The 18,314-nt window shown below is 44.5% G+C and carries 15 protein-coding genes and 1 tRNA gene; 12 read left to right on the top strand and 4 right to left on the bottom strand.

Annotation, left to right across the window (positions count from 1 at the left end; all coding sequences use genetic code 11):
* Positions 1–144: 144 nt before the first annotated feature.
* Positions 145–1,443, top strand: a complete 1,299-nt coding sequence (locus ACYX4M_RS04825; protein ID WP_476082111.1) for an amidohydrolase — start codon at positions 145–147, stop codon at positions 1,441–1,443.
* 22 nt (positions 1,444–1,465) lie between these two features.
* Positions 1,466–4,282: an ATP-binding protein gene (locus ACYX4M_RS04820; protein WP_476082110.1), complete on the top strand. Its 2,817-nt coding sequence runs from the start codon at positions 1,466–1,468 to the stop codon at positions 4,280–4,282.
* Here the strand turns inward: ACYX4M_RS04820 and nhaA are convergent.
* A complete protein-coding gene (gene nhaA, locus ACYX4M_RS04815) occupies positions 4,244–5,518 on the bottom strand; it encodes a Na+/H+ antiporter NhaA (RefSeq protein WP_476082109.1) in 1,275 nt (424 codons plus the stop codon). The genes ACYX4M_RS04820 and nhaA overlap by 39 nt on opposite strands.
* Positions 5,519–5,793: 275 nt before the next feature.
* Here nhaA and purE point away from each other — a divergent pair, with 275 nt between their 5' ends.
* From purE to ACYX4M_RS04785, 6 genes are all read left to right on the top strand, one after another.
* Positions 5,794–6,288 carry a 5-(carboxyamino)imidazole ribonucleotide mutase gene (gene purE / locus ACYX4M_RS04810; protein ID WP_334060673.1) on the top strand — a complete coding sequence of 165 codons (495 nt, stop codon included), beginning with the start codon at positions 5,794–5,796 and terminating at the stop codon, positions 6,286–6,288.
* On the top strand, positions 6,285–7,421 hold the full coding sequence (locus tag ACYX4M_RS04805; RefSeq protein WP_476082108.1) for a 5-(carboxyamino)imidazole ribonucleotide synthase: 1,137 nt from the start codon (positions 6,285–6,287) through the stop codon (positions 7,419–7,421). Before purE ends, ACYX4M_RS04805 begins: the two co-directional genes overlap by 4 nt.
* Before the next feature lie 60 nt (positions 7,422–7,481).
* Positions 7,482–7,557, top strand: a tRNA-Thr gene (locus tag ACYX4M_RS04800).
* A 66-nt stretch (positions 7,558–7,623) separates the two neighbouring features.
* Positions 7,624–8,172, top strand: a complete 549-nt coding sequence (locus tag ACYX4M_RS04795; RefSeq protein ID WP_476082107.1) for a copper chaperone PCu(A)C — start codon at positions 7,624–7,626, stop codon at positions 8,170–8,172.
* A 183-nt stretch (positions 8,173–8,355) separates the two neighbouring features.
* Positions 8,356–8,829: a Dps family protein gene (locus tag ACYX4M_RS04790; protein ID WP_014948101.1), complete on the top strand. Its 474-nt coding sequence runs from the start codon at positions 8,356–8,358 to the stop codon at positions 8,827–8,829.
* Between the two features lie 193 nt (positions 8,830–9,022).
* Positions 9,023–10,204: a PQQ-dependent sugar dehydrogenase gene (locus ACYX4M_RS04785; RefSeq protein WP_476082106.1), complete on the top strand. Its 1,182-nt coding sequence runs from the start codon at positions 9,023–9,025 to the stop codon at positions 10,202–10,204.
* A 93-nt stretch (positions 10,205–10,297) separates the two neighbouring features.
* Here the strand turns inward: ACYX4M_RS04785 and ACYX4M_RS04780 are convergent, their stop codons facing one another.
* On the bottom strand, positions 10,298–12,406 hold the full coding sequence (locus tag ACYX4M_RS04780) for a S9 family peptidase (RefSeq protein ID WP_476082105.1): 2,109 nt from the start codon (positions 12,404–12,406) through the stop codon (positions 10,298–10,300).
* A 293-nt stretch (positions 12,407–12,699) separates the two neighbouring features.
* A complete protein-coding gene (locus tag ACYX4M_RS04775; protein WP_179982221.1) occupies positions 12,700–13,032 on the bottom strand; it encodes an Mpo1-like protein in 333 nt (110 codons plus the stop codon).
* A gap of 250 nt (positions 13,033–13,282) precedes the next feature.
* Between ACYX4M_RS04775 and trxA the strand changes: the two genes are divergently transcribed.
* Positions 13,283–14,152, top strand: a complete 870-nt coding sequence (gene trxA, locus ACYX4M_RS04770; RefSeq protein ID WP_334060685.1) for a thioredoxin — start codon at positions 13,283–13,285, stop codon at positions 14,150–14,152.
* A gap of 152 nt (positions 14,153–14,304) precedes the next feature.
* On the opposite strand, the gene ACYX4M_RS04765 is transcribed toward trxA, so the two are convergent.
* On the bottom strand, positions 14,305–14,724 hold the full coding sequence (locus tag ACYX4M_RS04765; protein WP_476082104.1) for a hypothetical protein: 420 nt from the start codon (positions 14,722–14,724) through the stop codon (positions 14,305–14,307).
* Positions 14,725–14,986: 262 nt separating this feature from the next.
* Between ACYX4M_RS04765 and ACYX4M_RS04760 the strand changes: the two genes are divergently transcribed.
* The 3 genes from ACYX4M_RS04760 to ACYX4M_RS04750 all read left to right on the top strand — a co-directional run bounded on the left by ACYX4M_RS04760 (position 14,987) and on the right by ACYX4M_RS04750 (position 18,221).
* A complete protein-coding gene (locus tag ACYX4M_RS04760; RefSeq protein ID WP_476082103.1) occupies positions 14,987–16,165 on the top strand; it encodes an aminotransferase class V-fold PLP-dependent enzyme in 1,179 nt (392 codons plus the stop codon).
* Positions 16,166–16,246: 81 nt separating this feature from the next.
* Positions 16,247–16,429: a DUF2065 domain-containing protein gene (locus ACYX4M_RS04755; protein ID WP_071816877.1), complete on the top strand. Its 183-nt coding sequence runs from the start codon at positions 16,247–16,249 to the stop codon at positions 16,427–16,429.
* A 493-nt stretch (positions 16,430–16,922) separates the two neighbouring features.
* Positions 16,923–18,221, top strand: coding sequence for an adenylosuccinate synthase (locus ACYX4M_RS04750; protein WP_025256721.1), 1,299 nt, complete (start codon positions 16,923–16,925; stop codon positions 18,219–18,221).
* Positions 18,222–18,314 lie beyond the last annotated feature (93 nt).

The raw sequence follows: 18,314 nt of genomic DNA, 5'->3' as shown, positions 1-18,314 counted from the left end.
TTATACTTCCGTCTAATATTCACTGGCTTTTGAATGGGGTATTTTCACCTAGTTGTTGATTTTTAAAAGCAAACGTTAGTTCAGTGGTGTGTTCTCTTCCAAGATGATTTACTCTGTCTAAAAACACCAAAGGAAATAATTGTTATGTACCAGAAATTGCTGTCACTTGCGTTTGCAGGACTGGCCTCTGTGTCTGCTGCTAATGCTACTCAAATCAATGTTGATGAATTAGCCAATAAAGTAGAACCTGATGTAATTAAATGGCGTCATCACTTTCATGAGTTTCCTGAACTATCGAATCGTGAATTTAAAACCGCTGAGTATGTTGCTGATTACCTAGAAAGCCTAGGTTTAGAAGTGAAAACTGGTGTGGCAAAAACGGGTGTAGTAGCTATTTTAGACTCGGGCAAACCAGGTCCTGTGGTTGCATTACGTGCAGACATGGACGGACTTCCTGTAAAAGAACAAAATGATTTGGCCTACCGCTCAAAGCAGATGGGCGAATACAACGGAAAAGAAGTGCCGGTTATGCACGCATGTGGTCACGATACTCACATGGCAATGCTAATGGGCGCGGCAAAAATTCTTACCGAAATTAAAGGCGACCTAAAAGGTAAGGTGAAATTTATCTTTCAACCTGCAGAAGAGGGCGCACCTGCTGGAGAAAAGGGCGGTGCGGAAGTTATGGTCGCTGAAGGTGTACTTAAGAACCCTGATGTAGACGCCATTTTCGGTTTGCATATCAATGCCAATACCGATGTGGGCAAAGTGCGCTATAACGCGGGTGGCACCATGGCCGCAGTAGACCCATTTAAAATTGTCATACACGGTAAGCAAGCCCACGGCGCTTATCCTTGGAAGAGTGTTGATCCAGTGGTTACCGCTGCGCAAATGATCATGTCTATTCAGACTATTGTCAGTCGTGAATTAAAACTTATTGACGATGCAGCGGTGGTGTCAATTGGCTCTATCCATGGTGGTAACCGCTCTAATATCATTCCAAACGAAGTGGAAATGGTTGGCACTATCCGTACACTAAATGAAGCCGCGCGCGAGCATATTTACGAGTCGCTTCCACGCAAAGTAAAAGCGATTGCAGAGAGTATGGGTGCAGAGGCAGAACTCACGCTACCATTGGATTACTATTACCCAATAACATACAACGACCCTGAGCTAACTAAAGCCATGTTACCTACTATGCAGCGTACGGCTGGCGTTGAGAACACATTACTTTCTAAACCTGTGACAGGGGCGGAAGATTTTTCATTTTTCCAAGAGCAAATTCCAGGTTTGTACGTTTGGGTGGGCGGTAAGCCGTTAGACGTATCTGAAGAGGACAGCCCTGCTCATCACACGCCGGAATTCTATGTCGACGATGAAGGCATGAAGTTGGGTGTGAAGCTGCTTACTAACTTTACTTTAGATTATATGGCGCAACATTAAAGTTAACGGCTGGAGACATGCGTTGAAAATTGGCAGTACCTCATTTTCCTTTTCATGGTCTCTGGCCTTTCAAGTACTGATTGTATGCGCGCTAGGCGCTGGGTTAAATGCACTCAATCCACCTTTTGATAGCCCTGGGATAGCTACGTTCGGTATAGGTGCCGCAGTTTATGCTTCCCTTCGCTTTACCCCTTTTATTTCGATTCCCACAGCTTTAATTATTAGTCTTCCCTTGTGGCTAAGTGAAGGCAGCATTGTGGGTAAAGAAAGTCTCACACTTTTGCCGATAGTACTGAGCTTTTTCGGCTACGATAAATCGCTAAAACAAGTAATTAAAGTGGGCGCAGGCTTCTGGTCTATCGTTTTCTTACCCATTTTACTGTTAGAGCACTCTCTGTTCGATAATGACAACGTGAATATGCTGTTCTCGGGTGTGTTGGTGACCTGGGTAAGCGGTGTGTTTGGTTTAATCACAGGTCATTTTGCTTACTTAGCCATATATGGTCTGAAGCGGCAGACGTCACATAAATCTGAGCGGGTCACGCTACACTTCCTTTTTGGGTACTTTTTTTCTGGGTGCTTTTTTGTCGCCTCTATGGCGGTAATATATTTATCAGTGAACTTGTTTCAATATCAGCAAGAAAAACAAATTCATAGCTATATGGCTCAGCATGCGAAAGTGCTGGAGTTTCAGCTTTCAAACTTTGTACGCCAACATCAAAGTGCCATCATCAGCGTAGCGCAAGTACTTTCTAACAGCGAAAGTGAAAGTGACCTAGAAAAAGCTGCCGGTGAAAATTTACAAATTGTGGCCTCTCATAACCCTGAGTTTCTGACCTTCCTAGTGGCAAATGCAGATGGTGACATTACACATGCCTATCCGCCAAGCATGCTGGAAAAGGCGAAGCAAAACGGCCTGCCCAACGTGTCTTATCGGCCTTATTTTTATGAAGTTATGCAAACTGGTGCGCCATTCTTATCGAACGTGTTCCAAGGCCGCGGCTTTGGTAACGACCCAATTGTCGCGCTATCAGCGCCTATATTAGATAATAAGGGAGCACCTAAAGGCATTGTAGAAGGCTCATTATCTCTAAAGAGCTTCAATGCAATTAATAGCCTGAGCCTTAACGGTTTCTCAATGCTTATTGAAGATCAAAAAGGAGAGGTGATTTATGCTTCTGATAGTTTAGGAATGGCACCACTAACTAAAGCACCTTATTACCCTTGTGAACCGGATTGTGCCGTTGAAGTTAAAAATGGGCCTCAAGGTAAAACTTGGTTGAGGTTTACCGAAAATATCTCATTTGCTAATTGGAAGGTCAGCTATTATTTCAACAAGCGGCTGTTGTTGGCATCAATGACTAATTATCTGCTAAAAGACTTGCTGTTGCTGCTGTTATTATCTGCATTCGGAACATTTACGGGGGTTGTTGTAGCGAAAATGGTAGGGGCACCAATCCGTCGTCTTGTGGGCTATATTGCTAATTTCGACCCCAATAAAATTGACGAACAAAAGCCACCGCAAAGAGCTCTTCACATCCAAGAGCTGTCTTCACTTAGCGATGAGTTCAAGACCTTAGAAACTCGCTTGCAGGGAGCCTTTGGTGAGCTAAAAAAGGCAAGGGAAGTGGAACAAGGGCTAAACGTAGAACTCAATGAGTTAAACCAGTCTTTGGAAAAGCGCATAGAAGAAAAAACTGAGCATTTAGCACTAGCGCTAAAAGAGGCTGAAGCCGCTAACGTTGCCAAAACGCAATTTCTTGCCAATATGAGTCACGAGATAAGAACGCCAATGAACGGTATCGTTGGCTCTTGTGAGTTGATGTTAGACAACGACATCCCTGAACATATCGCAGTAAGAGCAAAAACGATTTCTCGTTCAGCTACTAATCTACTGATTATCTTGGACAGTATTTTAGATTGGTCGAAAATTGAATCAGGAAAAATGCTCCTTGATATTCAGCGTTCTGACATTCGCGAGTTGCTTGGTGCTTCCTGTGAACTGTATCGCCATGCAGCGCATGTGAAGGGTTACGACATTGCGCTTGATATTAGCGATGATGTTCCTGAAGCCTTAAACATTGATGCTGGAAAAGTAGCTCAAGTTGTTAATAATCTTCTAAGTAACGCCATTAAATTTACGAGTGAAGGTGAGGTTTCCGTTAACGTTAGTTACGCACATCAAGGGCTTAAAGTTTCAATACAGGATAGCGGCATTGGTATCGCTCCCGATAAAATACATCTTATTTTCGAAAAGTTTGAGCAAGCTGATGCATCAACCACGCGACACTTTGGTGGGACCGGTCTTGGCTTAGCTATCTCAAAAGGGCTAATTGAATTGATTGGTGGCGAACTTTACGTTGAAAGCGAGCTGGGCAAGGGAACTAATTTTACCTTCCATATACCTGCTACAGTGAGCGAAGGCGATCATCAAGAGAAGCCGGAGCAACAACTTTCACTGCCTGAAGGCTTACGAATTTTGCTTGCAGAAGATAACGATATTAACGCTGACATCGTTATGGATATGCTTAAATCAGCGAATATTAAATGTATTCGGACTAAAAATGGTAAGGATGCTGTACAAGCAGAGAAGAAACATGATTTTGACCTTGTGCTGATGGACTGTCAGATGCCCATCATGGATGGGATTGCTGCATCCTCCATTATCCGCAAAGAAGGCAGGAACAAAGACAAAATTAAGATTATAGCGCTAACGGCCAACGCATTTATTGAAGATAAAAATGCCTGCTTAGCAGCAGGCATGAATGCACATTTAAGTAAGCCAATTCGCAAGCAAGTGCTATTTGACTGTATTGCCCGTGAGCTTGCTAGCGTTTGAGGCTACGTCGGTGTCATCATTTGGTGCATCACTAACGAGTCGCAATATGACATAGCCTAAACATGCGGACACTAGCGAACCAGCTAAAATTCCCACTCGCTCATCAAATATTTGATTAATGCCGGTTTGCTCAAAGGCAAGGCCTCCTATGAATAAACTCATCGTAAAACCTACGCCACAAAGTAGCGCACAGCCATAAATATGCTTGAAATTAATATCTTCAGGTAACTTAGCTAATTTTAGCTTCACCATTAGAAAGCAGAACCCAAATACACCTATCTGTTTACCCATAACCAAGCCAAGGAAAATACCAAAGGTCACAGGGTGGAAAATACCCTCTGGACTAATATTGCCAAAACTTATGCCCGCGTTGGCAAAGGCGAACAAAGGTAAAATTGCAAAACTCACAGAGCCGTTCAAGCCGTGTTCAAGACGAGTAACAGGGGAGTATGACGCATCTTTTTGGTCCCGCATAGGAATAAAACTAGCCAGTACCACACCGGCCAATGTGGCGTGAACGCCGGACTTCAGCATAGCCACCCATAAAACGATGCCCACAAAAACATAAGCTGGGATGTCGACCACATTTCGCTTATTCATTTGCCACAACAATAACAAACAGCCTGCTGCGACATATAGTGCGCCTGCCGTAATGTTGTCAGTGTAAAACAAAGCTATAATTACGATGGCGCCGATATCGTCAATAATCGCTAGCGTAACTAAAAATACTTTAAGGCTGGTAGGCACTCGACTACCCAGCAACGCTAAAATACCCAGTGCAAAAGCGATGTCTGTGGCAGCAGGGATTGCCCAGCCTGCAACAGCCACGGGGTTATCCCAGTTGATACCTACATAAATTAAGGCTGGGAGCACCATACCGCCCACAGCGCCTGCAGCGGGTAAAATAATATCCTTAGGGTTTGATAACTCACCTTCACAAACTTCTCGTTTTAGCTCTAACCCTACGTGAAAGAAGAAAACCGCCATCAAGCCATCGTTAATCCACAACAGCAAAGGTTTATCAATAGCCAATGACCCAGCAGATACTTGAACTGGCATGCTGATTAATTGGTCGTAAAGGGTATCTAATGGTGAATTAGCAATAATGAGTGCTAGCACCGTTGCTGCCATCAGCAAAATACCGGGAGCGGCTTCGCGATTTAAGAAGTCAGAGACCACGTCTTGTACTTCTTCTATTACTTCATCGAGTACGTCGGGTTCATGCTTATCTGTCATCTATAACCTCTTGCGCCATTTAACTAGCAGTACCGCAAAGATTGAATAACTGCGGTGATGCGTCCGTGTTTACAGGGCTAATCTACCTAAATTAATTTTAGTTAATACGGAGCAAAACAATCATATAGATCACCACTTAAAGGAAGCGAACTTTTACACATCAGTCTTTTAAGAGACCATATTTAACGCCATTTACGGTGGGATTTTGAACGGTTTTAAGCTACAATCGCGGCCTTTCCAAGGTTGTCCATTTTACCTACCCCGAGGATCTCTAGATGGCAAAAGTCGCGATTGTAATGGGTTCAACTTCAGACTGGCCCACCATGCAGCAGGCCGCAAAAATGCTGAAGTCGTTTGGTGTTGAATTTGAAGCGAAGGTGGTGTCGGCACATCGTACACCTAACTTGTTAGTAGAGTTTGCGGAAGGCGCTGCCGATGAAGGTTTTAGCGCAATTATTGCTGGCGCCGGTGGCGCAGCACACTTACCTGGTATGATTGCCGCTCACACACACTTACCCGTATTTGGTTGTCCGGTTAAATCAAAAGCATTAAACGGTTTAGACTCACTGCTTTCTATCGTTCAAATGCCGAAAGGCGTAGCGGTAGGCACACTGGCTATCGGTGAAGCTGGTGCTGCAAATGCGGGTTTATTAGCGGCACAAGTCGTGGCGCTGCAAGACGAGAGTGTGCGCGAGTCGGTTATCGCTTTTAGAAAGTCTCAAACCGAGACCGTACTTGCTTCAAGCAACACACTGGAGCTAGATGAATGAGAGTAGTTGTTTACGGCGCAGGCCAACTTGCTCAAATGATGTACCTAGCAGGAAGCCCGCTGGGTATTGAGGTTCAAGCTGTGGACGTAAACAACGATACCGTTGTACATCCAGTTAGCAAAACCCCGCTTGAGACAACACTAGCGCAAGCGCTAGAAGATGCCGATGCATTAACGGTAGAGTTTGAGCATGTACCTGAAAGATTGCTTGAAGAAGCGGCTAAAACAAACAAGTTGATGCCGAATATCGACAGTATCCTTGTTGGTGCCGACCGCGTACGCGAGAAAAAGCTGCTTGAAAGCATGAAAGTAGCAAACTGTGATCACCAGATAGTGACTGACCTTGCTCAATTAGACGACTGCGTAAAACAGCTCGGTAGCAAACTTATTTTAAAAGCGAGTCGCGATGGCTATGACGGTTACGGACAGTGGCGTTTAAGTGATGAAGCCGATTTGCCAGCACTAAAAAGCTCGCTCCAAGGCTTGGACTTAGAAAACGTGCCTTTAGTGGTTGAAAAAATGGTGGCTTTCGACAGAGAGTTGTCATTAATCGGTGTACGCAATGCTAATGGCGACGTACGCACCTATCCACTTGCTGAAAATTTGCATCACCAAGGTCAACTTCACGTGTCGGTTGCACCAGCGACTAACGTTGATGATGCACTTCAGGCCCAGGCTCACGATATTTTTGTGAAACTTGCTGAGGGTATGAACTACGTCGGTGTGCTGGCTGTGGAACTATTCCAAGTAGGCGACAAACTACTTGTAAACGAACTTGCTCCTCGTGTACATAACTCTGGGCACTGGAGCCAGTCGGGTGCTGTAACCAGTCAGTTTGAAAATCACTTACGTGCAGTCTGTGGATTGCCTCTTGGTGACACGTCAGCCATTGGCCCAAGCGCTATGGTCAACATTATTGGTTGCAGCAGCTTCTCGCGCGATTTGCTAAGCATCGATGGTAGTCATCTTCACTGGTACGGAAAATCTGTTCGTGAAAAGCGCAAGATGGGACACATCAATGTCACCACGAATAGTTATGAAAGCTTGGGTGAAAAGCTCATGGCATTGAGCAAATATTTACCACTTGAGTACTTCCCAAAATTAGTTGGTGAAGCAACGCGATTAAAAGGTTGACACCCACGCGTTTATCGCTAGAATACGCATCCGCTGTCTAGGCAGCGGTTTTTAAAGTGTGCCGACTTAGCTCAGTTGGTAGAGCAACTGACTTGTAATCAGTAGGTCGCCAGTTCGATTCCGGCAGTCGGCACCATTTCTCTTTTTTCCTATGCCAATCTTACGTACACTTGCTTACGAGTATTCATTCGGAGCAGACTGTATGTCATTTTTTTCCAAATCACTTAAACCGTTAGTAATCGTAACTGGCTTATTTTCTTTAAGCATGTCTGCGACTATTTCCGCCCATGGCAATGACCATGATAACCATCACATGCCAAAAGAGCAGCACAAGCACGCCAGTAAGCAATCAGAAGTAATGGTAATGAATGGTTATGCCAGAGCGACCTTTGCTTTGGCAAAAACCGGCGCAGTGTACTTTACTTTGCATAATCATAGTGACAGCGATAAAACACTGACGTCTGTTTCAGTATCAAGCGATGTAGCAAGTGAAGCGCAAATCCACACAACGGTGATGGAGGAAGACGTGATGAAAATGCGTGAGCTAACTGACGGCGTTAAAATAAAAGCGGGCGAAATGGTCTCTTTTGAATCAGGCGGCCGTCATATCATGTTGATGGGGCTAACCAAAGGATTAGAAGAGGGCAGCGAAGTAGCACTAACCCTCACATTTAGCGATGGGAGCGAACTACCGGTTTTGCTACCTGTTAAAAAAGAAGCGGGCGAAAGCCACCATCACCACCATAAATAGTGTCGCTGAGGCAGAATGTATAAAGTCATCGATTAATGCGATGAATGCAATCAACTAAACCGTTAATCTAAATCAAAATTTCTGTAGTACTATTAACTTATATTATTTAAACCAAGATTTTTCAGCGCCGATGAATGGACTGAAGGTAAATCTAAAAAGGGTTTTAACGTTAAGGAGTGTGACATGAGCAAGATTGATATTGGTATTTCTGAGAGCGATCGTAACGCAGTAGCAGAAGGCCTTAAAAAGCTATTGGCCGACTCTTACACTTTGTACCTTCAAACGCATAATTTTCACTGGAACGTAGAAGGTCCGCAATTCCGTGAATTGCACCTAATGTTTGAAGAGCACTACACAGAGCTTGCCGAAGCGGTGGACGAAATTGCAGAGCGTATTCGTACTCTAGGTGTTGCTGCACCGGGCACATATAAGTCGTTCGCTGAGCTTAGTTCAATTGAAGAAGTGGAAGGTGTACCTGAAGCGACGGAAATGGTGAGATTGTTAACTCACGGTCATGAGCAAGTTGTGAAAACCTGCCGTGAATCGTTAAAGCTAGCGCAAGACGCAGACGATGAGTCATCTGCAGCGTTAATTGGCGATCGTATGCGCGTTCATGAAAAAACAGCGTGGATGCTTCGCGCAACATTACCGAAGTAAATCGCTATATAAGTGCGGTGACAGTGATTTAACATAGCTTAATCGGCCAGTTACCTTTATCGCATAAGCAAGTAAAATTATCACAAAGGGTACAGCAGCGCTGTGCCCTTTTTTGTATACTGCCTTCCACTAAGAATAATAGAAGAAGTCTGTGTGAACGCGCACACGGCTTTTTAAAATGAGGCTCCTAGCGATGAAACCATCAACTATTTTAGCTGTACCATTCAAACCTGTGAGCGTGCTAGCGCAGTCACTTACTTGTGTATTGGCGCTTACGATCAGCCAATCCACTTTAGCTCACGGAGATCATAAACATGGCGAAGCGCATGAAATCACCGACAGCGATATTACCGTAACCACGCTCGCTGAAGGGCTTGTTCATCCTTGGGGAATGGCATTTTTGCCAAATGGCGATCTGCTAGTTACGGAACGTGAAGGTGGCATTCAGCGTTTATCAAAAGACGGTAAGTTATCAGGACGTCTAGGTAATGTGCCTAAGGTGGTTGCGCAAAACCAAGGTGGTATGTTGGACATCGCTATCGACCCGGATTTTGCCAGCAACAACACTATCTACTTCTGTTACAGCAAAGCGAGTGAGGTTGAGGGCAAGCCGGGCAGCAGTAGCAGTGTTGCAAAGGCCACGCTTACTGATTCGGGCCTTGAAAATGTTGACGTTATCTTTAGTGCCGACTCAATTGTCGATAACGGCTTTCACTTTGGCTGTCGTTTAGCGTTCGATGCTAAAAAGCACTTGTACGTGACTATGGGCGATCGCTATAAGTACATGAAAGAAGCGCAGAACACCAATAACCACTTCGGCAAAATTGTACGCATAAACCGTGACGGCAGCGCAGTAGAAGATAACCCTTTCACCGATGGCAATGCCCCTGAAATATTCAGCTATGGTCACCGCAACGTGCAAGGCGTTACTATTCACCCTGAAACTGGCGTAGTCTGGGCAATGGAACACGGCCCCAAAGGCGGTGATGAAATTAATATCCTAGAGCGCGGTGCGAACTACGGTTGGCCAGAGATTACTTATGGCGTTGATTACAGCGGCGATATTATCAGCGATAAAACTCATATGGATGGTATGAAGCAACCTTGGTTGTACTGGGACCCGTCTATTGCACCAAGTGGGCTAACCTTCTACCAGGGAGACATGTTTAAAGAGTGGAACGGCGATATATTAGTGGGTTCTTTAAAATTTACCCACCTTCGCCGTATCAAGGTAGAAGATGGAAAGCCCGATGAGCAGTTCGAGTATGTTCGCGACAATCACGACCGCATCCGCGACGTAGAAGTGGGGCCAAATGGCGCTATTTACTTACTGACCGATGCACCTAACGGCAAAGTATTAAAGCTGACTAAATAGCGTAAGACGTGGAATGAGAAAAGGCGCCACTTCATTGTTCACTGTGAAGTAAGCGCCTTTTTTATTTACAAAGACTGCGGGCTTGGTACTTACTTATTCGCTGTCGTTATCTTTCTTGTAGCGTTCAAACCACGCCACAATATTTCCTACTTTCTGTATTAAACGAGAAGGGCGGCTTGCAATGCCGTGTGAAGCCCCTGGAATTCGCACCATTGCAGCATCTACGCCCCGTAACTTCAACGCTTGATAATACTGCTCTGTCTCGCTAATTGGCGTACGGTGATCGGCTTCACCGGTTAGCAGCATAGTGGGTGTCACCACGTTTCCTACTAAGCTCAAAGGGCTGCGCTGCCATAGCTTGTCGGCGATATTCCACGGCATGTCAGCCATCCAATAATTGCTAAAATACGGGTATGCGTCGGCAGTTAATGAAAAGCTTACCCAGTTAATAACCGGCTTTGCCACGACGGCTGCGCGAAAGCGGTCAGTTTTTCCAATGGACCACGCGGTCAGTGTGCCGCCACCTGAGCCACCAGTAATAAACAAGTTCTCTGAATCAACATAGCCTTGCTTAACGACAGCGTCTACCACGTCCATCAAGTCGTTGTAATCTTCTGATGGGTAGTTATGGTGGATCAAATTACCAAAGTCTTCACCGTAAGAGCTGCTGCCCCTTGGGTTAGCCCATACCACGACATAACCTTGCGCGGCCATTAGCTGAATTTCCATGGCAAAATGAGGGCCGTAGGCAGCATGAGGACCACCGTGAATTTCTAATATCAGCGGGTATTTTTTGCTGCTATCGAATCCTGGTGGCAAAGCAATCCATGCGTCGATAGGTAGCTCGTCCACACTTGATACTACGGAAAGGTCTTGTACCTCTGCCAACGTCTTATGACCAAGTGCGTCGTTATTTAAATCGGTAAGCAGTGTGTCGTCTTTACCTTTTCTGTAAAGCGCTAAGTCGCCAGGCATGGTGCGGCTGGCCGTGGTGTAAACGATGTCGCCTTTATCACTAACTGCGAAGTCGCCCGACGTGTAAGGGCGTCCAAAGGCCTGACCACCAATGCTTACGTCGATAGTTTTTACATCACCTTTAAGATTCACCGTAGCAAGTTTAGTCTCGCCATGATCAAGATAAGAGAAAACGATTCCACGACTGTCTTTACGCCACGTGAATTTACCTAAGCTTCTATCTAGTGACGCAGTTAAACGGGTGATGTCACCACTTTCAAGCTCAAGTACAACTAGATCGCCATTCTGATAAGAAAGCTTTCTGTCGTTGAGCTGAGTAAACGCAAGGTATTTACCGTCGGGACTCAAGGTTGGCCTACCTTCAGGCCCCTCCATATCGGTAATCTGCTCAACTACCGCTGTGCTCACTTTCACTTTGTAGATATCGCTGAATAAAGGATGCAGCGCGTAGTCTTCTCGCTGCGGTGTGGCGAAATAAATCCAGTCATTATCCCTAGAAAAGGCAAGAGTGCCACTGCTCGGGAATTTCCCCGTTGTTAATTGACGCGGCGTACCGCCTTCAACAGGTAAAACGAAAATTTGGTCGAAGCCTTCACGCAAGTAGCCTCTGCCGTCACCTCTATACTGGACCGCGTTAATATATGAACCTTGATCAGCCCACTTCGCTCCCTTAGGTTTGTTCGGCATACCGGTAAATAATGGCTTTTGTTTTTCTTCAGTAAACAGCGTAAAGGCTAAGGTTTTGCTGTCATGAGACCAGGTTAACTGGCGAGGTGTCTCACTGGTATTGGTTAAACGCACAGACTGCATGGTATCTAAGTAATAAAGATGGATTTGTGCGCGGCCGTTGACCGATTTTGTATACGCCACCATTTTACCGTTGGGCGATAAGGTAGCCTGTGACAAATTTTCGTCTACCCCAATAAACGGGCGGTGCTCACCAGATTTAATGTTTACCTGCCACAATCGGCTTTGCCTTCCGTCAGTCATGATATCCATGCTTTGACGAGAATAAATAACCGTTTCCTTATCGAGGAATTGAGGGTTAGTGACAAACTCTAAGTTAAAGGTATCTTCGTAAGTTAGCGCATTTACGCTATCTGAATCAGAACCAGAATCTTGTAATGCACTGACCTGGCTCGTACCTAAAACCAATAATGATAATGCTGTCGAAGTAGCTAATAAGCCTTGTCGCATAGGGCGAAGGGGGAAACGAGACACAAACATGTTTGTTCCTTTTGTTATTCTTTTTGCGCTAAGCGCGATAGATAGTGCGTTCGCAGTGATGCCGTTAACGTTAACGCTAAGGTTAATTTAGTAAGCTGCGAACCTTGTACTCAACCATATCGCTTTCGTTTCCATTATGTAAAGGGTGTGCGGTGAAGGGGCTGGATTGTCCGTTAAAAGTGCGTATCGCTGTATATCTTACAAAACATGACGCAATGTATAACAGCGGGGCGCTAACAGCCGGTAATATCGATACAAACGTAGACGTAGCTTTTGTGTGATTTTCACAAGCCTTATTCGCCTTTAAGACTAATTTTGCCTACGAGAATATCTTTAAACATGACCCAATCGCCCATCAAACTGTAAAGTGGGTGTTTGAATGTCGCGGGGCGATTTTTTTCAAAAAAGAAGTGTCCTACCCACGCAAAGCCGTAACCTACTAGCGGAATAAACCACAGCAGCGACCAGCTCGCCATATATATTGCTAGCGCTATGACGCTAAGTACTAGCCAAGAGCCAATAAAATGTAGCGTGCGGCATGTGCCGTCTTTATGCTCATTTAAATAAAACGGGTAAAACTCTTTGAATGAAGCAAACTGAGTGTCTGTGCTGGTTTGTGTAGTCATAAAACCCTCTCGGCCAAATCTTAAAGATGTAGGGTGGCTTGATAATAACGTAGCTCAATAAAATAATTTTACACTACATTAACATTCATTGAGGGAGTAGATTGTCGTGAAAGCGACAAAGGCGGAGTAACCACTTTTGCAAAAAGAGTATGCTGCTCGCATCGAAGCTAAAGATAACGCCTCTTAGCCTTGTAATTTTATCACGCCTGCCCCATATTCCTTTCAATACAAGAAATTAAAGGCCTGCGTTATGGAAAATCTCGTTGCGAATAGCCAAGCAACCATCGTAGATATTACGGTAGAAAACTTTCAGCAAATTATTGTAGAAGCATCGCAAGAAAAACTAGTACTTATCGATTTCTGGGCTGATTGGTGCGAACCGTGTAAAGACCTAATGCCCATATTAGAAAAGTTGGCAGGTGAATATAGTCAGCATTTGATTTTGGCCAAAGTAGACTGTGAAGCACAGCAAGAAGTTGCTGCTCAGTTTGGTATTAGAAGCCTACCAACGGTAATGGTGGTGCAAAACGGTCAGCCCGTCGATGGCTTTGCCGGTGTGCAACCTGAACAGCAAATTCGTGAAATGCTGGCTAAATATTTGCCAAATCCAGAAGATGATCTACTTGCCACTGCCGGCAAGGCGATTCAGCAAGGGGATTATGCCGAAGCACTGCCTGCGGCAAAAGAAGCCTTAACGCTTAACCCTGATAACGTAAACGCTAAGTATATGCTTATTGATTGCTACGTTGAGACTGGCTCTATTGATGCAGCTAAAGCATTGCTTGAAGAGATTAAGCTGGTAGATCAAGACTCTCGCTATAAGAGCTTGGCGGGGAAAATTGAACTTGCAGAACAAGCGGCAGATACGCCTGAAATTCGCCAGCTTCAAGCGGCAGTAGAAGCGAATCCAGATGACCTGCAGCTTAAGGTGGACTTAGCGGTACAATTGCAGCAAGCGAACAAAGCACAAGACGCGCTTGAGCTTCTTTATACCGTACTAAAGAAAGAGCTTGGCTTTGGCGATGCCAGAAAGTTGATGATGGATATGATGAACGCGCTAGCCGATGGCGATCCGCTTAAGTCTGAGTATCGTCGTAAAGTATATAGCTTGTTGTACTAAGCCTATTCGGGTTTTAGCGTTCACCGTAACGCTAAAACCGTCGCCTTAGGCTTTGAAGTTTGTTGTATGGTCAATCGAACTGGTTCTTACAACTACCCCGATATTTTTGAAAATAAAGATATCTTCGAGTCGATCGTCGAGTTCGTTAAAAACTAGCGAATAGGTGAGAACCCTTCCTTGTGTAGCCAGTTAAGCGCCTCAAAGTATTTTTCAAAATACTCCCGTTCATAGTTGCTTGTTCCAATGTCACGTTGCTTGGAAGGATGGGTACGTTCTAGCTGGGCACGCTTAACCATTCCGCTATCTAGCACATAGGCTGAGCGAGTAAGCCCTTTCGAAATATTCACCTTAATTGCATCAGCCAATCGGGTCTGACATTCCGGCGTAGATAATACCCAACGGCGTCCGTCCATTAAGGCAGCCCAAGGCTTATCGTCGAACCTATCAATAAGCACATGCATTTCTTCAATAAAAAACTCTGTTGTTTTAAGGTTCCACGCTCCCGTAGCAAACACTTCAAGAACGTTTCCTGAGATATCCAATGAATAATTTCCGTATTTAGGGAAACGCATAAAGTACCTTTAATATATGTCTGCGTGGGACAGATGGAGCTTATTAACTAGACCTAAAAAACACTTCACCTCTATAGGATATAGCATAGCTTTTCAATTTTGCATCGGCGTATGTAGTTAAGGATTATCATTAAGCACGTTGATTTGGGCAAAACTATTTACACCTAAATTGTAAATAAATGTTTTACTGGAGACGCAGATTCATGCGAAACACATCGAAGTTTGATAGGGTTTAAGCGGTTTTTATATTAGGCAATAAAGCATGGCATATCAGCAGTTTTATACGGGATTTCTCAACGCTAACAAAGGTAAGCAGCATTATGCGTGTCACAGCCATTATTTTTGGCCAGACTGCACACGCGAAGCAATGCTTAACTACTGGGATGATAGTGCTAAATACGTAGACGAAAAGTGGGGGTATTTTTTCCAAACTTTAGTACCGGAACTGCAGCAGCGTATTAGCAAAATACTGAATACTGGCGCGCCTCAGCAGATCGTTTTTGCACCAAATACTCATGAATTGCTTTATCGTATTATGAGCTGTATCGATAATGCTGCACCTTACAAAGTTGTCTCGACAGACAGTGAGTTTCACAGTTTCCAGCGCCAAGCGACCAGACTAGAAGAGCAGGGTGCAATAGAACTTATTACCGTACCTACCAAGCCTTATCACACTTTTTCTTCACGCTTTAAGGCGGCTATTGCCGAACACAACCCTGAGTTACTTTTCTTCAGTCAGGTCTTTTTCAATTCTGGCTATGTGGTAAATGATGTTGCAGATATTGTAGATAGTGTGGCTAACGACAACACCCTCGTCGTCGTTGATGGTTATCACGGATTCATGGCAAAGCCTACCGACCTTGCCGATATCGCTCATCGTATTTTTTACCTTTCGGGTAGTTACAAATACGCACAAGCGGGAGAGGGAGCATGCTTTGCCCACGTGCCGGTGGGCTGTAAGCTAAGACCTACGTATACTGGCTGGTTTGCCGAGTTTGGCGAGTTAGACAAGCCCCGCGAGACGGGCGGTAAAAATAACGTGCAATATAGCTTAGATGGTATGCGCTTTGCCGGTGCCACTATGGATTTTACAGCGCTCTACAGGTTAAGAGCTGTACTTCGCATGTTTGAAGAAAATAGTTTAGATGTTGCAGCGATCAATGATTACGTAATGAGTATGCAGCGAATATTTTTACAAAAGCTTGCTGATTGCAATCATCCATTACTCAATGAAAAACACTTAGCCGTAAGTAATGGAATGAATCGTGGTCATTTTCTTACCTTTGAATTAGATAATGCCGATGTGACAAAAGCCCTTGCTTCAAAGCTTAAAGCACATCATATTCTTACTGACTTCAGAGGTAACCGATTACGCTTTGGTTTTGGCTTATACCATACCCCCGAATACATTGATTTAAGTGTGCTGTCGGAAATATCTTAAAGGGCGACTTAATTCGTTGCAGGCAAGGTAGCGCAAAATGTTGCGCGCTCATTAACAGTACACGGTTTTAAGGATAAATTTATGGAGTGGCTACTACCCGCTTTCGCTTTGGTACTAATCATAGAGGGCATAGGGCCACTGCTTTTTCCGAATAAGTGGCGCAATTATTTGCTTCAAATTAGTCAGCAACCGAGTAATCAGTTGCGTCAAATTGGCGGAACCCTTGTGATAATAGGCGCACTACTTCTGTTTTATTTCAGTTGAGTTAGCGCCCAGATCTAGGCATTAAGAGGCGTGAAAACGGACCTCATCAAACACTGCCACACGCTTTACCATAATACATAGTACGAAAAGGAGCGCGACTTTACCGTTGACTGAAAAGTGTGCTCTTAAACCTGTATTCAACATTCAGAGGTATATTTTCAGCCCTTTGAATACCTCATTGGCTTTTAAGCATCCAATGCCCGCGAATAATTGCAAAACGTTATATAAATGGGCGTAGTGCAGACTGCGATAGACCGTCTGTTCAGCTTTTTTACCAGGTAATGTTTAGAAAGCTTTAAAAATTAGCGTCTTAGAATGTTTGTGCTGAAAAATAAGAAGCCAAGCCTTATTTCAAAAAGGCTCAAGCGGCAGTGGGTCATCTTTGTGATTTCAAAAATAAAAATAAAATAGTCGTATTTTTGTTCGAAAAAGAGATGATCCTTGCCCTAGAATTTTGTAGAATCCCCGCCTAATTTTCTTACACATATGATTCATGGCAAAGAACGTTGTGGTACTCGGCACTCAATGGGGTGACGAGGGTAAAGGCAAGGTCGTAGACCTACTCACTGATCGCGCAAAATATGTTGTTCGTTACCAAGGCGGACACAATGCAGGTCACACTCTAGTAATCGACGGTGAAAAAACCGTACTTCACTTAATCCCATCAGGCATCCTACGCGATAATGTTACCTGTATTATTGGTAACGGTGTTGTGCTAAGCCCTGACGCACTAATGAAAGAAATGACTATGCTTGAAGAGCGTGGCGTTCCAGTGCGCGAGCGATTAAAGATTAGTGAAGCTTGTCCGCTTATTCTTCCTTATCACATTGCACTAGACGTAGCGCGCGAAAAAGCCCGCGGCGCAAAAGCAATTGGTACAACGGGTCGTGGTATCGGTCCAGCGTATGAAGATAAAGTAGCCCGTCGTGGATTACGCGTTGGCGACTTGTTTAATGCAGAAGACTTCGCAGCAAAGCTGAAAGAAGTGCTAGACGTGCATAACTTCACGCTTACTCAGTACTATGGCGAAGAAGCAGTAGACTTTGACGAAACCTTAAAAGGTGCAATGGAAGTTGCTGACATTCTTAAAGCAATGGTTGTTGATGTAACTGACGAACTAGACAAAGCACACAATGCTGGCTTACCTATTATGTTTGAAGGTGCACAAGGTACACTTCTAGACATCGACCACGGTACTTATCCTTATGTTACGTCGTCAAACACTACCGTTGGTGGTGTAGCAACGGGCGCTGGTTTTGGCCCGCTTAAGCTAGATTACGTATTGGGTATTGTAAAAGCATACACCACGCGTGTAGGCTCAGGCCCTTTCCCTACTGAGCTAGATTGTGAAGTAGGCCAACACTTAGGTGTTAAAGGTCACGAGTTTGGCGCGACCACAGGTCGTAAGCGCCGCACGGGTTGGTTCGACGCAGTTGCGATGAAACGCGCAGTACAAATCAACTCTATTACAGGTTTCTGCTTAACTAAGCTTGACGTACTAGACGGTCTTGAAAGCCTTCAAATTTGTGTAGGCTATAAAGATGCAGACGGTAACGTGAAAGACGTTCCACCTATGGCGGCTGACGGTTACGAAAAAGTGACACCAGTTTATGAAGAAATGCCGGGTTGGACAGATAACACCTTTGGTGTAACTGAGTTTGAAGCGCTACCACAAGCGGCGAAAAACTACATTAAGCGTCTTGAAGAGCTAACAGGTGTGCCGGTTGATATCGTATCAACAGGCCCTGACAGAAACGAGACTATCGTTCTACGCAGCCCTTACGACGCGTAATAGCGCTACATTAAATACGTTTAAAAGCCCGGTGTTTACTGGGCTTTTTTGTTTGTAATTTTTCGACCTTTTACTTTTATATAATCTTGTTAT

The sequence above is a fragment of the Alteromonas sp. ABV4_150 genome (assembly GCF_056311745.1).
The sequence above is the reverse complement of the archived record's forward strand: the minus strand, read 5'-3'. Positions and strand labels throughout refer to the sequence as shown.

Coding starts and splice junctions, on each gene's coding strand:
- ACYX4M_RS04775 (WP_179982221.1), bottom strand. CDS start 13,032: ATGACTACACAAACCAGCACAGACACTCAGTTTGCTTCATTCAAAGAG.
- ACYX4M_RS04785 (WP_476082106.1), top strand. CDS start 9,023: ATGAAACCATCAACTATTTTAGCTGTACCATTCAAACCTGTGAGCGTG.
- ACYX4M_RS04755 (WP_071816877.1), top strand. CDS start 16,247: ATGGAGTGGCTACTACCCGCTTTCGCTTTGGTACTAATCATAGAGGGC.
- ACYX4M_RS04790 (WP_014948101.1), top strand. CDS start 8,356: ATGAGCAAGATTGATATTGGTATTTCTGAGAGCGATCGTAACGCAGTA.
- ACYX4M_RS04780 (WP_476082105.1), bottom strand. CDS start 12,406: ATGTTTGTGTCTCGTTTCCCCCTTCGCCCTATGCGACAAGGCTTATTA.
- ACYX4M_RS04750 (WP_025256721.1), top strand. CDS start 16,923: ATGGCAAAGAACGTTGTGGTACTCGGCACTCAATGGGGTGACGAGGGT.
- ACYX4M_RS04795 (WP_476082107.1), top strand. CDS start 7,624: ATGTCATTTTTTTCCAAATCACTTAAACCGTTAGTAATCGTAACTGGC.
- ACYX4M_RS04760 (WP_476082103.1), top strand. CDS start 14,987: ATGGCATATCAGCAGTTTTATACGGGATTTCTCAACGCTAACAAAGGT.
- ACYX4M_RS04805 (WP_476082108.1), top strand. CDS start 6,285: ATGAGAGTAGTTGTTTACGGCGCAGGCCAACTTGCTCAAATGATGTAC.
- ACYX4M_RS04825 (WP_476082111.1), top strand. CDS start 145: ATGTACCAGAAATTGCTGTCACTTGCGTTTGCAGGACTGGCCTCTGTG.
- ACYX4M_RS04765 (WP_476082104.1), bottom strand. CDS start 14,724: ATGCGTTTCCCTAAATACGGAAATTATTCATTGGATATCTCAGGAAAC.
- purE (WP_334060673.1), top strand. CDS start 5,794: ATGGCAAAAGTCGCGATTGTAATGGGTTCAACTTCAGACTGGCCCACC.
- nhaA (WP_476082109.1), bottom strand. CDS start 5,518: ATGACAGATAAGCATGAACCCGACGTACTCGATGAAGTAATAGAAGAA.
- trxA (WP_334060685.1), top strand. CDS start 13,283: ATGGAAAATCTCGTTGCGAATAGCCAAGCAACCATCGTAGATATTACG.